The sequence below is a fragment of the Stenotrophomonas sp. STEN035 genome (assembly GCF_056759935.1).
In genome coordinates this window covers 206,034-223,524 of sequence record NZ_JBRRDY010000001.1, presented here as the reverse complement: position 1 = coordinate 223,524, position 17,491 = coordinate 206,034, and the positions used below count along the sequence as shown (strand labels likewise).

The following is a 17,491-nucleotide window of genomic DNA, read 5'->3' as shown; positions in this document are numbered from 1 at the left end:
GTCAGATATCCAGGGCGTAGCCGACGCCACGGTGGGTACGGATCGGTTCGCCCTGCGCGCCAGCCGCACGCAGCTTTGCGCGCAGGGTTTTGACGTGGGTATCGACGGTACGGTCGGTGCTGTCGCTGGCGTGGTCCCAGCCACGCTCCATCAACTGTGCCCGGCTCAGGATCGCCCCGGGCCGCTGCAGCAGTGCCGCCAGCAAGGCGTATTCGTAGCGGGTCAGGTCCAGCAGCGCCTCGTCGTAGCGGATACGGCGGCCGTCATGATCAATCGCGAACCGACCCAACTGCTTCCAGCCCCCCTCCTCCGCTGCAACAGGTAAAGCAGGCCCGGTCCGGCGCAGTCGCGCGCGTACCCGCGCCACCATCTCGCGTGGCGAGAACGGCTTGGTCACGTAGTCGTCGGCGCCCAGCTCCAACCCCAGCACGCGGTCGAACTCATCGTTGCGAGCGGTCAGGAAGATCACCGGCACCTGGCTGAAAGTGCGCAGTTCACGGCAGACCTCGAAGCCGCCCAGGTCGGGCAGGCCGACGTCCAGCACCACCACATCGGCGCCATGCTGGCGCAGCAAGGCCAGCGCTTCGCGGCCCAGCGTGCAGTGACTGGCGGCATAGCCTTCGCTGCGCAGCGCATAAAGAAGGGTGTCGGCGATGGCGGCCTCGTCTTCGACGACGAGTACCCGGGCAGGTTGGCTGGACATTGCATCAGCATAGCTGGCCTTGCTGCAGACGCCAGCGGCCGGCAGCAATCGGGACGTATTGGCCCCCTTCGGATCGGCCCCCAGCACCGCCGCGCACACAGGCGCCCAGCCGGCTCCCTCCAATGAAAACGCCCACACCACGCCGCAAGCCGTAAACTTCGCCGATGAATTATCGCCACGCCTTCCACGCCGGTAACCACGCCGACGTCCTCAAGCACATCGTCATGCTGGCGATGATCGACGCGCTCAAGCGCAAAGACTCGCCGTTCTTCGTGCTGGACACGCATGCCGGCCGCGGCCGTTACCTGCTGTCCGCCGAGGAAAGCCGCAAAACCGCCGAGATCGATGAAGGCGTGTTGCGGCTGATGACCACCCCGTCGCTGCCCGAAGTGGTGGAGCAGTACCTGCGCGCGGTGCAGGCCGACAACCCGGTCGGCGCCTTGATCTCCTACCCGGGCTCGCCGCTGTTGGCCGCGCGCGCCCTGCGCGAACAGGACCGCATGGCCGCCTGCGAGCTGCAGAAGGACGAGGTCACCGCGCTCAAGGAGCTGTTTGCCCACGACCGCCGGGTACAGGTGCACGCCGGCAACGGCTATGAAGCAATCCGCGCCTTCATTCCGCCCAAGAGCGGAGCCATCAAGATCGGCCGGGCGCTGGTGCTGATCGATCCACCGTATGAAGTGCAGGACGCCGAGTACCCGCTGATTATCTCAACTCTGCGTGAGATTCTGACCCGGATGCCTCAGGCGCAATGCGCAGTCTGGTACCCGATCAAGCAACGCCGCACCCTGCAGCCGTTTTTCCGCAAGGCGGCCGCGCTGCCGGCCAAGTCCATCCTGGTCGCCGAATTCATGGTGAGGGCCGATGACTCCCCGCTGCGTCTGAATGGTAGCGGGATGCTGTTGCTGAACCCGCCATGGCAGTTTGAACAGGTGTTGGCCCCGGCCTTGCCCGTCTTGAAGCAGTATCTGGGTGAAGCCGGTGCCTCGACCCGACTGGAGTGGCTGAAGACGCCCGAGTGACGGGCACCGCCGGCAATCTGCAGCTGCTTTGGACCGCGTTCACAGAACGTAGCACCCGCAGTGACAGAATCAGGCGACTTTGGAGGAAACGTAGTCATGGCAACTCGCAACCGCATGCCCCCGTGGCATGAAAATTTCAAGGCACCCAGCGGCCGTGAGCTGCTGATACGACCCATCCGCCCTGAAGACGGTGCGCCGCTGCAGGGCGCGTTTGCCCTGTTCGGGCCGGAAGAGGTGCGCGACAAGTTCCTGCAGTCGGTTGAATCACTGTCCGATGAGACCGCACAGCGCCTGACCCACCCGAACCCGAAAACCGAGATCGCACTGGTCGCAGCCGAGCCGCTGCCACCCGGCGAAGCGGTAGTCGGCGCGGTGGCGCGCGCCTCCATCATCCCGGGCACCCGCGATGCCGAGTACGCCATTCTGGTCAGCGGCTTCCTTGCCGGTCAGGGTCTGGGCCGGCAGTTGATGCGCAAACTGGTCAAATGGGCACGCGGCAAGTACCTGGACCGCCTGTATGGCGACATCGCCCAGGACAACGAGCCAATGCTGCAGCTGGCCGCTTCGCTGGGCTTCAAGCAGGTGCCGCACCCTTCCGCCGCCCCAGGGCTGGTGCGCATGGTGCTGGAGCTGGCTACCTAAACAGCCGTTCCAGGCTTCACCCCCGACGGGCGCCGGCAAGGCGCCTGTCGTGTTTTTGGCCTGCGCATTGCCCTGCTGCGCAAATCAGAGCTTGCCCGGACAGGCAGCAAGGGCGCATCTGGTAAAATTCGCGGTTCATGTCGCCTATTACCTACCCCATTCCGCCGCTGCCCCGTTCGGGCCAGCTCCGCGCCTGGTGGCGCGCTCCGGCTTCCAGCAGTGCGCTGGCCTGGCATGTTGCCTGCGCAGCGCAGGCGCACGCCAAGCCGCTGCTGCTGGTAACCCGCGACAACCACAGTGCGCATCAGCTGGTAGCTGATCTGCAGACCCTGTTGGGCGCAAACAGCCCGCTGCCGGTGGTGCCGTTCCCGGATTGGGAAACCCTGCCCTACGACCAGTTCAGCCCGCACCCCGACATCATTTCGCAGCGTCTGGCCGCCCTGCACCGCCTGCCGACGTTGAAGCAAGGCATCGTCGTGGTGCCGGTGCAGACTCTGCTGCAGCGGCTGGCGCCGCTGAGCTACATCGTCGGCGGCAGCTTCGACCTGAAGGTCGGCCAGCGTCTGGATATGGACGCAGAGAAGCGTCGTCTGGAAAGCGCTGGCTACCGCAATGTCGTGCAGGTCATGGACCCGGGTGATTTCGCCGTGCGCGGCGGCCTGCTCGATGTCTATCCGATGGGCGCCGAGGCGCCGCTGCGCATCGAACTGCTGGACGAGGACATCGACTCCATCCGTGAGTTCGACCCGGAATCGCAGCGCTCGCTGGACAAGGTGACGGCAGTGAAGATGCTGCCCGGCCGTGAAGTACCGATGGACGAGGCCAGCCTCAACAAGGTGCTGGCCACACTGCGCGAACGGTTCGACGTGGATACCCGGCGCAGCCCGCTGTACCAGGATCTGAAGGCTGGTCTGGCGCCTTCGGGCATCGAATACATGCTGCCGTTGTTCTTCAACCAGACCGCGACCCTGTTCGACTACCTGCCGGACGGTTTCATGACCGTGCTCGGTAGCGGCGTCAGCGAAGCCTCCGACGCATTCTGGCTGCAGACCAACAGCCGCTACGAACAGCGCCGCCACGATATCGAACGGCCGCTGCTGCCGCCAGAAGAGATCTACCAGTCGCCAGACAGCCTGCGCGAGCAGTTCAACAAACTGCCGCGCGTGGAAGTGTGTGCGACCGATCATCCGCGCGCCGCCGAGGCGCAGGCGTTGGGTGACCAGCCGCTGCAGCCGCTGCCGGTTGCGGCCAAGGATGCGCCGGCCGGGCAGGCACTGAAGTCCTTCATCGAGCATTACCCGGGCCGGGTGCTGATCGCGGCGGATTCGCCGGGACGGCGTGAGGCCTTGTTGGAAGTGTTGCAGGCGGCTGAATTGCGGCCTGAGGTTGTTGGGAGCTTCAATGACTTCCTGCCTTCCCCCATCGGGGGAAGGTGGCCCGAAGGGTCGGATGGGGGTAAGGCTGCTAGCCAAAGCAAGAGCAAGAGCGCCCTCACCCCAACCCCTCTCCCGCAGGCGGGAGAGGGGCTTGAAGGCAAAGGGGGGCTCGCGCGCTTCGCCATTACCGTTGCGCCACTGGATGACGGCTTTGCGCTCAGCGAGCCGGCCTTGGCCGTGCTTACCGAGCGCCAGCTGTTCCCCGAGCGCGCCGGACAAGCGCGGCGTACGCGGCGTGCCGGGCGTGAGCCCGAGTCCATCATCCGTGACCTGGGCGAGCTGACCGAAGGCGCGCCCATCGTCCATGAAGATCATGGCGTTGGCCGCTACCGCGGATTGATCGCGATGGATGTCGGCGGCATGCCCGGCGAATTCCTCGAGATCGAATACGCCAAGGGCGACCGCCTGTACGTGCCGGTCGCGCAACTGCACCTGATCAGCCGCTATTCCGGCGCGTCGCCGGAAACCGCGCCACTGCATTCGCTCGGTGGCGAGCAATGGGCCAAGGCCAAGCGCAAGGCTGCGGAGAAAGTCCGTGACGTTGCCGCCGAGCTGCTGGAAATCCAGGCCCGTCGCCGCGCACGCGCCGGCCTGGCGCTGGATATCGACCGCTCGCTGTACGAACCGTTCGCGGCTGGCTTCCCGTTCGAGGAAACACCCGACCAGCAGGCGGCGATCGAAGCTACCCTGCGTGACCTGCAATCCAGCCAGCCGATGGACCGCGTGGTCTGCGGCGACGTCGGCTTCGGCAAGACCGAGGTTGCACTGCGTGCTGCATTCGCTGCGGCAAGCGGCGGCAAGCAGGTTGCGGTGCTGGTACCGACCACGCTGCTGGCAGAACAGCATTACCGCAACTTCCGTGATCGCTTTGCCGATTACCCGCTGCGGGTGGAAGTGCTGTCGCGCTTCAAGACCAGCAAGGAAATCAAGGCCGAGCTGGACAAGGTCGCCGAAGGCACCATCGATGTGATCATCGGCACCCACCGGCTATTGCAGCCGGACGTGAAGTTCAAGGACCTGGGCCTGGTCATCGTCGATGAAGAGCAGCGCTTTGGCGTGCGCCAGAAGGAAGCACTGAAGGCGATGCGTGCCAATGTGCACCTGCTGACCCTGACCGCGACGCCGATCCCGCGTACCTTGAACATGGCCATGGCCGGTCTGCGTGACCTGTCGATCATCGCTACGCCGCCGCCGAACCGGCTGGCGGTGAAGACCTTCGTCACCGCATGGGACAACGCACAGCTGCGCGAAGCCTTCCAGCGCGAGTTGTCGCGTGGTGGCCAGCTGTACTTCCTGCACAACGATGTGGAGAGCATGGGCCGGATGCAGCGCGAGCTGTCCGAACTGGTACCCGAAGCACGCATCGGCATGGCCCACGGGCAGATGCCCGAGCGCGAGCTGGAACGGGTGATGCTGGATTTCCAGAAGCAGCGCTTCAATGTGCTGCTGGCCAGTACCATCATCGAGTCGGGCATCGACATCCCCAACGCCAACACCATCATCATCAACCGCGCCGACCGTTTTGGCCTTGCGCAGTTGCATCAGCTGCGTGGCCGCGTTGGTCGCTCGCATCACCGTGCGTATGCCTACCTGCTGGTGCCGGACAAACGTTCGATCACGCCAGACGCGCAGAAGCGCCTGGATGCCATCGCCTCGATGGACGAACTGGGCGCAGGCTTCACCCTCGCCACCCACGATCTGGAAATCCGTGGTGCTGGTGAGTTGCTGGGTGAAGACCAAAGCGGGCAGATGGCGGAGATCGGCTTCAGCCTGTACACCGAGCTGCTGGAACGCGCAGTACGCTCGATCAAGTCGGGCAAGCTGCCGGATCTGGATGCCGGCGAGGAAGCACGTGGCGCCGATGTCGAGCTGCATGTGCCGGCGCTGATTCCGGAAGACTACCTGCCCGATGTGCACACCCGCTTGACCCTGTACAAGCGCATCAGCTCGGCGCGTGACAGCGAGCGCCTGCGCGAGCTGCAGGTGGAAATGATTGATCGTTTCGGCCTGTTGCCGGATCCGGTGAAGCATCTGTTCGCCATCGCCGAGCTCAAACTGCAGGCCAACGAACTGGGCATCCGCAAGTTGGAGCTGGGCGAGAATGGTGGCCGCATCGTCTTCGACAGCAAGCCCAACATCGACCCGATGGTGGTGATCCAACTGATCCAGAAACAACCAAAGCTGTATCAAATGGATGGCCCGGACAAGCTGCGCATCAAACATCCTTTGCCGGAAAGCGCCGACCGCTTCAACGCCGCACGTGCGTTGTTGACCACACTGCATCCCGGCCGCGCCTGAATAAATCAATCTGTAAACATTGCGTGAAGGTGAAAGGGCGTTGAAAATAACGCCCCCTCTCTTACGCTCGCAGCCGTCCCCCACGCGGCTCCGTCATCATGTTGACCATCACCACGCCCATGGGTCTGTCGCATCCACCGGATGACAGCTCCTGCGCTATCGATGTATTGGCCGCCGCACTGGATCAGCGCGACAGCTATACCGACCACCACTGCGATCGCGTCTCGCAACTTGCCCAGGCCATGGGCCGCCGCTGCGATCTGTCCGAGGAGCGCATCGGCCATCTCGTGCTTGCCGCCCGCTTCCATGATGTCGGCAAGATCGGCATCCGTGACGACGTGCTGTTGCACCCCGGCAAACTGGACGACGACAAGATTTCGGTTATGCGCACCCATCCCGAACGCGGCGCGCGTCTATTCACTGCCACCGGCCGCAGCGACGCCAAAGCCGTTGCCACGTTGATCCGCCATCACCACGAAGCCTGGGACGGCAGTGGCTATCCGCACGGCCTGCAGGGCGAAGACATTCCACTTGAGTCGCGCATCCTGACCATCGTCGATGGCTTCGATGCGATGACCTCGCAGCGCCCGTATCGCGGCCCGATGCCGATGCAGCGTGCCATCGAGATCCTCGCCAACGACCGCGGACGCTTGATCGACCGACGCCTTTTCGGCGAGTTCATGGGCCTGCTGCGCGGTGACAGCGCGCCGGCCGCCTGAGCCGAATCGTCACAACACAGGCGACATCATCGCTACGGCGTTGCGCACCAGACGCGTGGCCAACGGCCACGCCATCACCTGCGTCAACAACACTGGCTCGGATACCGACAGATAGCCTTGCTGCCGCTGCACGATGCTGGCGGTGACTGCGCCGTCGGCGATCAGCAGATTGTTCTCGAAGTTCAATTCGAGACTGCGCCGATCCATATTGGCCGAGCCGATCAGCGCGATCTCGCCATCCACGGTCAGCGACTTGGCGTGCAGCAGGCCGAGCGGATACTCGTAGACCTCCACGCCACACTGCAGCAGATCGGCATAGGTACTGCGACTGCTCTGCCCTACCAGCCAGGAGTCATTGCGCTTGGGGAAGATCACCTGCGTGCGCACCCCGCGACGCGGTGCGGCGCAGATCGCGCGCAGCAGCGCTTCGTCCGGCACAAAGTACGGCGTGCTGATGATCAACTCATGCCGCGCCGCATAGATGCAGGCCACGAACATATCGGTCATCGCGTTGTGGCGAGTGACCGGGCCGGTTTCAAATGCCATTGCCAGACAGCCGTCTTCGAACTGCAGCGGCGGCGCTTCCACCGCATAGGCATCCAGCCCCAATTCGCCGGTTTCCGGGATCCAGCCACTGAGAAACAACCGCTGCATCTGCGCCACCACCGGCCCCTCGCAGCGCAGCAGCAGATCAATCCACGGTGCATAGCTCGGCTTGACCCGGAACTCCGGATCGGCACAGTTCTGACTGCCGCAATAAGCGATGCGGTTGTCGATGACGACGATCTTGCGGTGATCACGCAGGTCCATGCGACTGAAGGCCACGTGCTGCAGGCGGGTCAGATCATCCAGGGTGCGCACCAATTTGACCCCGGCCTGCTGCAACTCCGTCCAGCGCGGGCTGCCACTGAACGCGCGCGAGCCCAGCGCATCCACCATCACCCTGCAGGCCACACCACGTCTGGCCGCAGCAGCTACCGCGTCGGCAACGCGGCCGCCGGCACCATCATCCAGCCAGATGTAGAAGGCGATATGCACGCTCTGCTGTGCTTGGCTGATGTCCTGCACCAGCTGATCAATGGCCGCCCGGCAATCCTCCATCGGGGCGGTCGCAAGCGCTTGCGCTGCGCCCAGCAGCGCGATCCGGTTGCCCGGCTGTGGCGCAAAGCCATTGATCGATTGCGCCAGCGCGAACAAGGACGCTGCCTTGCCGTCGATTTCTACAGCTGCAGTGCCGCGCGGATCGCCCGCCGCCTGCAGCATCCGAACGGTTTGCCGCAAACGTCGCGCACGCGCATGCCCAATGCTGGTTTCGCCCAATAGCAGATAGGCGAACATGCCCAGCAGTGGCGCCAGCATGATGACCGCCACCCACGCCGCGCGCGACGCCGGGGCACGATTGGATCGGGTCAGCGCACGCGCAGCAACCAGCAAGTGCGCGATGAAAACCTGAACGCTCATCCCCCATTGAATGGGAGCCTGGGGCCAGCCCAACTCAAATACCATGCTGCTCCTCCCACACCATGACGGCACAAGGCAGATCAATAGCATGCCCGCTGTCCTTAGGTGATCAGCACGCGCTTCCCTGTCGGGCCAACGGCAGATAAACCGAGCATTGCGACAAACGCCATCGCTCGCAATTCTTCACCAATCGCGAAGGCTCGCCGGTGCCTGCTATGCCGGCAGGCAGCCGGGCCGTCCGGCTGCGAGGAGAACGTGATGCGCGTGTCCCAATCAGCACAAATGATACTGACAGCGGTTTTACTCACTGGTGGCTATTCATTGGCACTGGCCGCACCACCGGCTGACACCACCTTGCCAAGCTTTACGCAGTTGGACAAAGACAAGGACGGCATCGTCACCTTGTCCGAAATCGATGTCTATCCGCCTGGTGTTGCTGCGCGACTGCACCACTGCGACAGCAACAAGGATCACAAGCTGAGCCAACAGGAGTACGCGCAATGCACGGCCAGCGCCCATCCACATACACCGGCCAAGTAAGCTAGTTCACGCAATGCCTCAGAGCGGCAACCAGGGCGTCTGCGCCAATGCTGATTGCAGATGGACCATCAGCACATCGGACTGCTCCAGTTGCTGTTTGCCGATTGCAGCCAACGGCCAGATACCGGAGGCATTGAATGCCACCGCGCCGTTGAAGCGGCCCAGCGCCGACAACTGCACTTCGACTTGGGCCTGTGGCTGACCGAGCTCGGTCAAACCATCGATCAGCAGACGCTCGGTGCTGCCACGCAGCGCCGACGCCTGTGGCCAGCACACCTGCGCGCCATCCCAGAACGCAAGGTTCCAGGTCGTGCCCTCACTGATGCGGCCTTGTGTATCGATAAACAACGCGTCATCGAACCCCCGCTGCAATGCCTGTCGCCGCAACTGGAACAGCGGGAACGTACCCACATGTTTGATATGCGCCAACTCGCGCTGATAGCGCAGCGGCAGCACAGAGCGCGCAAGCGCCGGAATCTGGGCCGGCGCTCCGATGCCGATCATTACATCCACCGGCACCGCACGCAGTGGCTGGCGGAAATCAAACTGCCGCGAGAACACCGTGATCCGCACCGATGCGTCTGGCGTATCCAGCTGCCGCAATGCCTGCTGCAGCCAAACCAGTACCTGCGCGCAATCCAGCTCAACCTCGAACAACTCGCGTGTGCCCTGCTGCAAGCGCTCAAGGTGCAGCGCCCAGCCCTGCACCGCACCAGCGCGCACCTGCAGTGAAGTGAAGTGTCCGTAATTGACCAGCGCCGCGCTCAACACGCCGGCATCAGCCAGTTGCCCGTTGCAGAACAGCACCGTCATGGCCGCGTCTGCGCCTGCGCCCACATCGCGCGCAGGATCTGCGCCGCAGGTGCGCGCCTGACCATCCATGCCGACTGCCCCGCCCATGCCTGCATCGCATCGAGCTGGTTGCCGGCGCCGGCCTGCTTGCGCATGCCGGCGGTCAGTCCACGCTGCACCGGATAGGGCCGTGGCGCTGGCGCATCGGCCGCCTCGGCTGCGCGCACGTAAGCTGTATCCAAGGCGCGCCCAAGTCGGCCACTGAATGCCCGCGTCGTGCGCGTCGCTTCGGGCTCGGCAACCGCCAGCGCCTGCTTCCACGCTGCGGGAATATCGGATTCATCGGCGGCCAGGAACGCCGTACCCACCTGCACCGCGCTGGCACCCAACATCAGGGCGGCAGCGACACCACGACCATCGGCAATGCCGCCAGCGGCGATCACCGGCACACTCAGGTGGTCGACCAGACGTGGCAACAAGGCGAACAAACCGACCATCTGTCGTTCGGCCTGCGCCGCATCAAACGCACCGCGATGGCCACCCGCCTCCATGCCCTGCGCAACCACCGCATCGGCACCGGCGGCCTGCGCCTGCAGCGCTTCACTCAAGGTGGTGGCGCAGACGAACCAGGCAATCCCAGCGGCCTGCAGTCGTGCGACCTGCGCAGCAGAAAACACACCCATGATGGTTGAAGCCACCGCCGGCCGGGCGGCAATCAGCGCATCGAACTGGGCATCAAAATCGGCCGGACCCGCATCGCCTGCTTCTGCTGCGACCTGCGGCCCCCATTGCGCAAGAAATTCACGTGTAGCCGCTTCAGCCGCGGGATCACGCAACGGGGCAGGATCCGGCACCCACAGATTGATCTGTGCCGGCCCCTGCGACTGCTGGCCAAATGCATGCATCCACTGGCTGATCTGTTCCGGCGTGGACAGCACGGCGCCCATTGCGCCCATGCCGCCGGCATTGGCAACCGCGGCAGACAGCGGCACCGGGCAGGCGCCGGCCATCGGCGCAAGCAGGATCGGAAGTTCAAGACCGAAGCGTTGGCAGAACGCTTCGGTCCGGGCAGAAATGACGGCGTTGTGCATGGCGGTGACCGTGCCGCCGGTGCCTATGCCACTCAGCGTAGCGAGAGGGCGTAGGAACGCACCAGCTGGCTGTCCATCTCTTCGTTGAAGGTGAAGTTCACATACTGCGCATCATCGGCGGGGAAATCTACTTCCACCCGCGAGCGGCCAATTTCGGCACCCGACTCGTCCAGTGCGCGCGCAAGGAATGCTCCCTTGTAAGGCTTGGTTGCCACTACATACACCGAGGCATCCTTGGAGCCCATGCCGCGGCTCTTGCCCAAGGTCACGGTCATCCCATTGCTGACAATTTCCGGCGCCACATCGAGCTTGAGCGACATGCGTTTGTCGACGCCTTCGCCCAGGCCAGCGACGAAATCGGTAGCGGTGCCGCTGATCGCGCTGCCGGCTTTCTGTGAGATCGAGCGGTCCTCACCACACGCGCTCAGCGCCAACACTGCCAATACCAGATACATCCTGTTCTTCATGCACCACTCCCTGTTCAACCGGTTGGAATCAAACGTTATCAACGGAACGGCAGGCCGCCCTTGCCACCCATGGCGCCGAGCATGCCCTTCATGTTGCGCATCATGCCCTTCATGCCGCCACCGGCCAGCTTGCCCATCATCTTTTCCATCTGCATGTACTGCTTCATCAGCTTGTTGACGTCGGCCGGCTGAGTGCCAGAGCCACGCGCGATGCGGGCACGACGCGAGCCATTGAGCAGACCCGGGTTGCGGCGCTCCTTCTTGGTCATCGAGCCAATGATGGCGATCATGCGCGGCACTTCCTTGCTCTGGCTGACCTGCGCCTTGAGGTGCTCGGGAATCTGCCCCAGGCCCGGCAGCTTGTCCATCAGGCCGCCGATGCCACCCATGTTCTGCATCTGCTCCAGCTGGTCGCGCATGTCGTTCAGATCGAACTTCTTGCCCTTGGCGACCTTCTCGGCCAGCTTCTGAGCCTTGTCCTTGTCGACCTGCTGCTCAACCTGCTCGACCAGCGACAGCACGTCGCCCATGTCGAGGATGCGGCTGGCCACACGTTCCGGATGGAACACATCCAGGCCATCGACCTTTTCGCCGGTACCGGTGAACTTGATCGGCTTGCCGGTGATGTAGCGAACACTCAGCGCGGCACCGCCACGGGCGTCACCGTCGGTCTTGGTCAGCACCACGCCGGTCAGCGGCAGCGCCTCACCGAAGGCTTTGGCGGTGTTGGCGGCGTCCTGGCCTGTCATGGCATCGACCACGAACAGGGTTTCGGCCGGGTTGACCGCGGCGTGCAGGGCCTTGATCTCGGCCATCATCGCTTCGTCGATGGCCAGGCGGCCGGCGGTATCGACCAGCAGCACGTCGGCGAACGACTTGCGCGCGTCGTCGATGGCGGCGCGCACGATGTCCACCGGCTTCTGGTCCGGGCTGGACGGGAAGAACAGCACGCCGACCTGCTCGGCCAGGGTCTTCAACTGCTCGATGGCGGCCGGACGGTACACGTCGGCAGAGACCACCATCACCTTCTTCTTGCGCTTTTCCTTCAGGTGCTTGGCCAGCTTGCCGACCGTGGTGGTCTTACCGGCACCCTGCAGGCCCGCCATCAGGATGATGGCCGGCGCTGGCACATTGAGGTTCAGGTCGGTGGCCTGCGCGCCCATGACGGCGGTCAGCTCATCGCGCACCACTTTGATCAGCGCCTGACCTGGGGTCAGCGACTTGAGCACCTCTTGGCCAACCGCGCGGACCTTGATCTTCTCGATCAGTGCCTGCACCACCGGCAGGGCCACATCGGCCTCCAGCAGGGCGATGCGCACCTCACGGGTGGCCTCGCGGATGTTTTCTTCAGTCAGGCGGCCGCGCCCACGCAGGCGCTCGATGGTGCCGGAAAGGCGCTGGGTCAGTGACTCGAACATGCGACGGAACCTGCGGAAATCGTGGAAACAGAGACAGTTAGTATAACGGCCAGCCGCCGCCACCGCCGGTTCAGATCGCCAGCAGCGGGCCTGTATGCGAAACTGCATCGATGACAATCGTTCTCATCGCCGCCGCACTCTACCTGGTGTCCACCGCCCTGCTGATCCGCGGGCTGGCCGGCGAGCGCAGTCCACCCCCACGCAGCTGGCTGCTGCCTACCATCGCCGCGGTGCTGCTGCACGCTGGTTACCACCTGTTGGTGGCGATGAACACCGCTGGCGGCCCGGACATGCACTTCTTCGCGGCACTGTCGCTGGTAGGCCTGGGCATGGCGGCATTGACCGCCGTGGTTGGCGCGCGCGGCAGGATGTCAGCACTGGGCGTGGTGGTGTTCCCGATGGCGGCGATCCTGCTGCTGGCCTACCACGGCTACGGCCATGAACCGAGCAAGTTGCTGGGCTGGCGTCTGGCCACCCACGCCTGGCTTGCGCTGCTGGCCTACGCCACGCTGAGCGTGGCGGCGCTGTTGGCGATCATGCTGTGGCTGCAAGAGCGGGCCTTGCGCCGCCGCGACTTCCGCCCCTGGCTGCGCGCCCTGCCGCCACTGGCCGACCTCGAGACCCTGCTGTTCCGCACGATCACGGTCGGCTTCTGCCTTCTGACCCTGACCCTGCTGACCGGCGTGCTGTTCGTCGACAACCTGCTGGCACAGAAGCTGGTGCACAAGACCGTGCTCAGCGTGCTGTCGTGGATCGTATTCGGCACCTTGCTGATCGGCCGCCGCCGTTACGGCTGGCGCGGCAGCAAGGCCGTGCACTGGACCCTGACCGCGATGGCGCTGCTGCTGCTGGCGTTCTTCGGCAGCCGCTTCGTGATCGAGCTGGTGCTGGGCCGCGGCTAAGCCATTCCCTGGCAATGGGCATTGCGTTGCGCCCCCGGTAGTGCCGAGCCATGCTCGGCAAGGGCCTTCCCAGCAATACATCAGCCCACCGCCATCTTGTAGGAGCGGCATAAGCCGCGAAGCTGGCGGCAATGAAATTGCAGGCCTCTTTGGATCGGATCGGCTATCGGCTTCGCGGCTTACGCCGCTCCTACAAACTAGGCATTTAGTAAAGCCCCTGCCGAGCATGGCTCGGCACTACAGCCACCGATTATTCCATCGCTGCTTCCAGCGCCTGCGACAGCCGCTCCACCGCAATCACTTCCATGCCCTTCACCGTGCCGGCCTTCGGCGCATTGGCCTTGGGCACGATCGCGCGCTTGAAACCATGCGTGGCTGCTTCGCGCAGGCGATCCTCACCATTGGGCACCGGGCGGATCTCGCCGGACAAACCTACTTCGCCGAAGGCAATGGTCTTCTCCGCCAGCGGCCGGTCCTGCAGCGAGGACAGCACCGCCAGCAGCACCGGCAGATCGACGGCGGTCTCCTGCACACGGATACCACCGACCACATTCACGAACACGTCCTGGTCACCGACCAACACGCCGCCATGGCGGTGCAGCACCGCCAGCAGCATCGCCAGCCGGTTCTGCTCCAGACCCACCGCCACCCGCCGCGGGTTGGACAACGGCGATGAATCCACCAGCGCCTGCACCTCCACCAGCAACGGACGGGTGCCTTCGCGGGTCACCATCACGCAGCTGCCGGGCTGGCGGGTACTGCCACCGGACAGGAAGATAGCCGAAGGATTGGGCACTTCCTTCAAGCCCTTCTCGCCCATCGCGAACACGCCCAGCTCATTGACCGCACCAAAGCGGTTCTTGAAGGCGCGCAGGATGCGGAAGCGGCTGCCACTTTCACCTTCGAAATACAGCACCGCATCCACCATGTGCTCAAGCACACGCGGGCCGGCAATGCCGCCCTCCTTGGTGACATGGCCGACCAGAAACACAGCCGTACCGGTTTCCTTGGCAAAGCGGACCAGCCGCGCCGCACTCTCGCGCACCTGACTGACCGAACCCGGCGCGGCCGTCAGCGCCTCGGTCCACAGCGTCTGCACCGAGTCGGCGACGATCAGCTTGGGCCGCGCCTTCACCGCGTGCGCCAGAATGTTCTCGACACCGGTCTCGGACAGCGCGTTGATGCCCTCCAGCGGCAGGTCCAGGCGCACGGCGCGGCCAGCCACCTGCGAAAGCGACTCCTCACCGGTGACGTACAGCACCGGCAAGCTGCTGGCCATCTTGGCCACCGCCTGCAGCAGCAGGGTGGACTTGCCGATACCCGGGTCACCGCCAACCAACACCACCGCGCCTTCCACCAGCCCACCACCCAGCACCCGGTCGAACTCGCTGATGCCGGTGGAAACCCGCAGGTGTTCGGTCTGCTGTACATCCTTCAAGGCGGTGATCTTCGGCGCCTCGACCTTGCCGGCCCAGCCGCTGCGGCGTGCTGCCGGCGCCTTTGCCGAGGCGGCGGTCTCGAGCACGATCTCGCTCAGCACGTTCCATACACCGCATTCGGTGCATTGGCCCTGCCACTTGCTGTACTCGGCGCCACATTCGCTGCAGACGTATGCACTGCGGGTCTTGGCCATGAAAATTCCTATCTGCGTCAGCGCCGCAGGATAGCCCACCGATGTCGCAAGGGCTGCGACAACTAAAGTCCCCGCCGCCGCTGCCGCTAGTTAAGTGGGGCTCTGCTCCGTCTTGATGCTCCAGGAATCCGCATGATCGGCAGTTACAATCAGGGCCTCGTCGTCGTCTCGCTGTTGGTAGCGATCCTTGCCTCGTACACCGCGCTGGACATGTCCGCGCGCGTTGCCAGCAGCCAAAGCCGCAGGGCTGCACGCATCTGGCTGGTGGGCGGCGCCGTGGCGATGGGGCTGGGCATCTGGTCGATGCACTTCATCGGCATGCTGGCTTTCAAGCTGCCGATCCCGGTCGGCTACGACCTGTTCCTGACCGCCTGCTCGCTGGCCGCCGCCGTTGCCGCTTCCATGTATGCGCTGTGGCTGGTATCGCGGCAACGGCTGCTAGTCAGCCGCCTGCTGGCAGGTGCGGTACTGATGGGACTGGGCATCGCCGCCATGCACTACATCGGCATGGCGGCAATGCGGATGCAGCCAGGCATCGACTACGACCCTGCTTGGTTCATCGCCTCGATCCTGATCGCCATTGGCGCCTCGGCAGCGGCATTGTGGATCGCGCAGCGCCTGCGCCATGAGCAGCCCCGCCTGTTGCCGATGCGCCTGCTGGCATCACTGGTGATGGGTGTGGCCATCGTCGGCATGCACTACACCGGCATGGCTGCCGCACGCTTCCCCGCTGGCAGCGTCTGCGGCGCCATCAGCGCCGGCGGGCTGGATACGCACCTGCTCGCAGGCTTGGTCATCGTCACCACCATTGCCACCCTGGCGGTCGCCCTGCTGGCCTCGGTATTCGACGGCCAGATGCGCCTGCGCACGGGCCTGCTGGCCCATTCGCTGGCCAACGCCAATGAAAAGCTAGTGCAGGCCGCGCTGCACGACCCGCTGACCCAACTGCCCAACCGGGTGCTACTGCAGGACCGCATTGAGCGTGCGATCGAAAAAGCCGACCGCAGCGGGTTCGGCCTGGCCTTGATGTTCTGTGACCTGGACGGTTTCAAGAACGTCAACGATGCCTACGGCCACCAGCTCGGTGACCGCCTGCTGGTGCAGTTCAGCAGAAAAGTCAGCGCCTTGCTGCGCAGCCAGGACACCTTCGCTCGCCTCGGCGGCGATGAATTCGTCATCGTGATGGCCATCGATACGCCCGACGATGCCGCGCTGATGGCCGAGCAGATCAGCGCCGCCATCAGCGAGCCTTTCCTGATCGACAATGCCGAGCTGCTGGTGAGCACCAGCATCGGCATCGCGCTGTATCCGGAAGATGCCAGCAACGAACGCGAGTTGATGATGCATGCCGATGCGGCGATGTATCACGTCAAGCACAGCGGCCGGAACGGCCACGCGTTCTTCACCTCGACCATGCAGGCCGGCACGCGCCAGCGCCTGCGTCTATTGCAGGACCTGCGCCACGCCACCGCGCGTAATGAACTGGTGCTGCACTACCAGCCCAAGTTCCCGGCCGGCGGCAGCCGCGCCAATGGCGCTGAAGCATTGCTGCGTTGGAACCATCCGGAGCTGGGCCTGCTGTCGCCCGATGTGTTCATTCCCGTTGCCGAGCGCAGCGGCCTGATCATCCCTATCGGCGAATGGGTGCTGGACGCGGCCTGCGCACAGCTGCGTAGCTGGCATGACGCCGGCAACACGGATTGGTCGATGGCAGTGAATCTGTCGCCGTTGCAATTCGCCTCGCCGACGCTGGTCGAAACCGTGCATGACGCGCTTCAGCGACATGCGCTGGACCCGCGCCAGCTGACCCTGGAAGTGACCGAAAGCACCGCGATGAAAGATGTGGACGCCAGCCTGCAGATGCTTGAAGCCCTGACCGCGATGGGCGTACGCATCGCCATCGATGATTTCGGCACCGGTTATTCCAGCCTGCTTTATCTCAAGCGCATGCCAGCCACGGAACTCAAGATCGACCGCGCCTTCGTCCGCGACCTGGAGCACAACAGCGAGGATGCGGCCATCGTGTCCTCGATCATCGCGTTGGGCCGCACGCTGCAATTGCAGGTGGTCGCCGAAGGCGTGGAAACCGAGGCGCAGCGCAATTTCCTCGGCGAACTTGGTTGTGATGTGTTGCAGGGCTACCACTTGGGCCGGCCGGTGGCGGCAGCGGATTTCATCAGCAGCAACGGCTGAAGCCAGGCCGCAACTGCGCGTAGTGCCGAGCCATGCTCGGCGGGGGCTTCACCAATAATTTCAAATCGCTTGTAGGAGCGGCGTAAGCCGCGAAGCTGGTGGATCACCAGATCTCAAGAATGCCGATTCCTGAAGGCATTCCTGCTTCGCGGCTTACGCCGCTCCCACAACCAC

The 17,491-nt window shown here is 64.3% G+C and carries 14 protein-coding genes; 7 read left to right on the top strand and 7 right to left on the bottom strand.

The window, feature by feature from the left end; genetic code table 11:
* Position 1 precedes the first annotated feature (1 nt).
* Positions 2-703, bottom strand: coding sequence for a two-component system response regulator CreB (gene creB / locus ACVOLL_RS00955; RefSeq protein ID WP_481511149.1), 702 nt, complete (start codon positions 701-703; stop codon positions 2-4).
* A gap of 164 nt (positions 704-867) precedes the next feature.
* Here creB and ACVOLL_RS00950 point away from each other — a divergent pair, with 164 nt between their 5' ends.
* The 4 genes from ACVOLL_RS00950 to ACVOLL_RS00935 all read left to right on the top strand — a co-directional run bounded on the left by ACVOLL_RS00950 (position 868) and on the right by ACVOLL_RS00935 (position 6,820).
* Positions 868-1,725, top strand: a complete 858-nt coding sequence (locus ACVOLL_RS00950) for a 23S rRNA (adenine(2030)-N(6))-methyltransferase RlmJ (protein WP_481511148.1) — start codon at positions 868-870, stop codon at positions 1,723-1,725.
* 96 nt (positions 1,726-1,821) lie between these two features.
* Positions 1,822-2,367 carry an N-acetyltransferase family protein gene (locus tag ACVOLL_RS00945; protein WP_481511147.1) on the top strand — a complete coding sequence of 182 codons (546 nt, stop codon included), beginning with the start codon at positions 1,822-1,824 and terminating at the stop codon, positions 2,365-2,367.
* Between the two features lie 137 nt (positions 2,368-2,504).
* Complete coding sequence (gene mfd, locus ACVOLL_RS00940; RefSeq protein WP_481511146.1) at positions 2,505-6,101, top strand: transcription-repair coupling factor; 3,597 nt, start codon at positions 2,505-2,507, stop codon at positions 6,099-6,101.
* Between the two features lie 98 nt (positions 6,102-6,199).
* On the top strand, positions 6,200-6,820 hold the full coding sequence (locus tag ACVOLL_RS00935; RefSeq protein WP_481511145.1) for an HD-GYP domain-containing protein: 621 nt from the start codon (positions 6,200-6,202) through the stop codon (positions 6,818-6,820).
* 9 nt (positions 6,821-6,829) lie between these two features.
* Here ACVOLL_RS00935 and cls read toward each other — a convergent pair whose 3' ends face one another.
* Entirely contained in the window at positions 6,830-8,281 is a 1,452-nt protein-coding gene (gene cls / locus ACVOLL_RS00930; protein ID WP_481511144.1) for a cardiolipin synthase, read from the bottom strand.
* 258 nt (positions 8,282-8,539) lie between these two features.
* Between cls and ACVOLL_RS00925 the strand changes: the two genes are divergently transcribed.
* The gene (locus ACVOLL_RS00925; protein WP_481511143.1) at positions 8,540-8,821 is read left to right on the top strand and encodes an EF-hand domain-containing protein; all 282 of its coding nucleotides are present in this window, start codon (positions 8,540-8,542) and stop codon (positions 8,819-8,821) included.
* 18 nt (positions 8,822-8,839) lie between these two features.
* Here the strand turns inward: ACVOLL_RS00925 and ACVOLL_RS00920 are convergent, their stop codons facing one another.
* The 4 genes from ACVOLL_RS00920 to ffh are packed head-to-tail and all read right to left on the bottom strand — an operon-like array spanning position 8,840 to position 12,589.
* Positions 8,840-9,634 (bottom strand): aminotransferase class IV, encoded by a 795-nt coding sequence (locus ACVOLL_RS00920; RefSeq protein ID WP_481511142.1) that lies wholly within the window; start codon positions 9,632-9,634, stop codon positions 8,840-8,842.
* Positions 9,631-10,704 (bottom strand): NAD(P)H-dependent flavin oxidoreductase, encoded by a 1,074-nt coding sequence (locus ACVOLL_RS00915; protein WP_481511141.1) that lies wholly within the window; start codon positions 10,702-10,704, stop codon positions 9,631-9,633. Before ACVOLL_RS00915 ends, ACVOLL_RS00920 begins: the two co-directional genes overlap by 4 nt.
* A gap of 32 nt (positions 10,705-10,736) precedes the next feature.
* On the bottom strand, positions 10,737-11,171 hold the full coding sequence (locus ACVOLL_RS00910; RefSeq protein ID WP_481511140.1) for a hypothetical protein: 435 nt from the start codon (positions 11,169-11,171) through the stop codon (positions 10,737-10,739).
* A 38-nt stretch (positions 11,172-11,209) separates the two neighbouring features.
* The gene (gene ffh, locus ACVOLL_RS00905; protein ID WP_481511139.1) at positions 11,210-12,589 is read right to left on the bottom strand and encodes a signal recognition particle protein; all 1,380 of its coding nucleotides are present in this window, start codon (positions 12,587-12,589) and stop codon (positions 11,210-11,212) included.
* Between the two features lie 110 nt (positions 12,590-12,699).
* Here ffh and ACVOLL_RS00900 point away from each other — a divergent pair, with 110 nt between their 5' ends.
* Positions 12,700-13,491 (top strand): cytochrome C assembly family protein, encoded by a 792-nt coding sequence (locus tag ACVOLL_RS00900; RefSeq protein WP_481511138.1) that lies wholly within the window; start codon positions 12,700-12,702, stop codon positions 13,489-13,491.
* Between the two features lie 250 nt (positions 13,492-13,741).
* Here ACVOLL_RS00900 and radA read toward each other — a convergent pair whose 3' ends face one another.
* Positions 13,742-15,124, bottom strand: coding sequence for a DNA repair protein RadA (gene radA / locus ACVOLL_RS00895; protein ID WP_481511137.1), 1,383 nt, complete (start codon positions 15,122-15,124; stop codon positions 13,742-13,744).
* Between the two features lie 132 nt (positions 15,125-15,256).
* On the opposite strand from radA, the gene ACVOLL_RS00890 reads away from it, so the two are divergent.
* Complete coding sequence (locus ACVOLL_RS00890) at positions 15,257-17,317, top strand: putative bifunctional diguanylate cyclase/phosphodiesterase (protein ID WP_481511136.1); 2,061 nt, start codon at positions 15,257-15,259, stop codon at positions 17,315-17,317.
* Positions 17,318-17,491 lie beyond the last annotated feature (174 nt).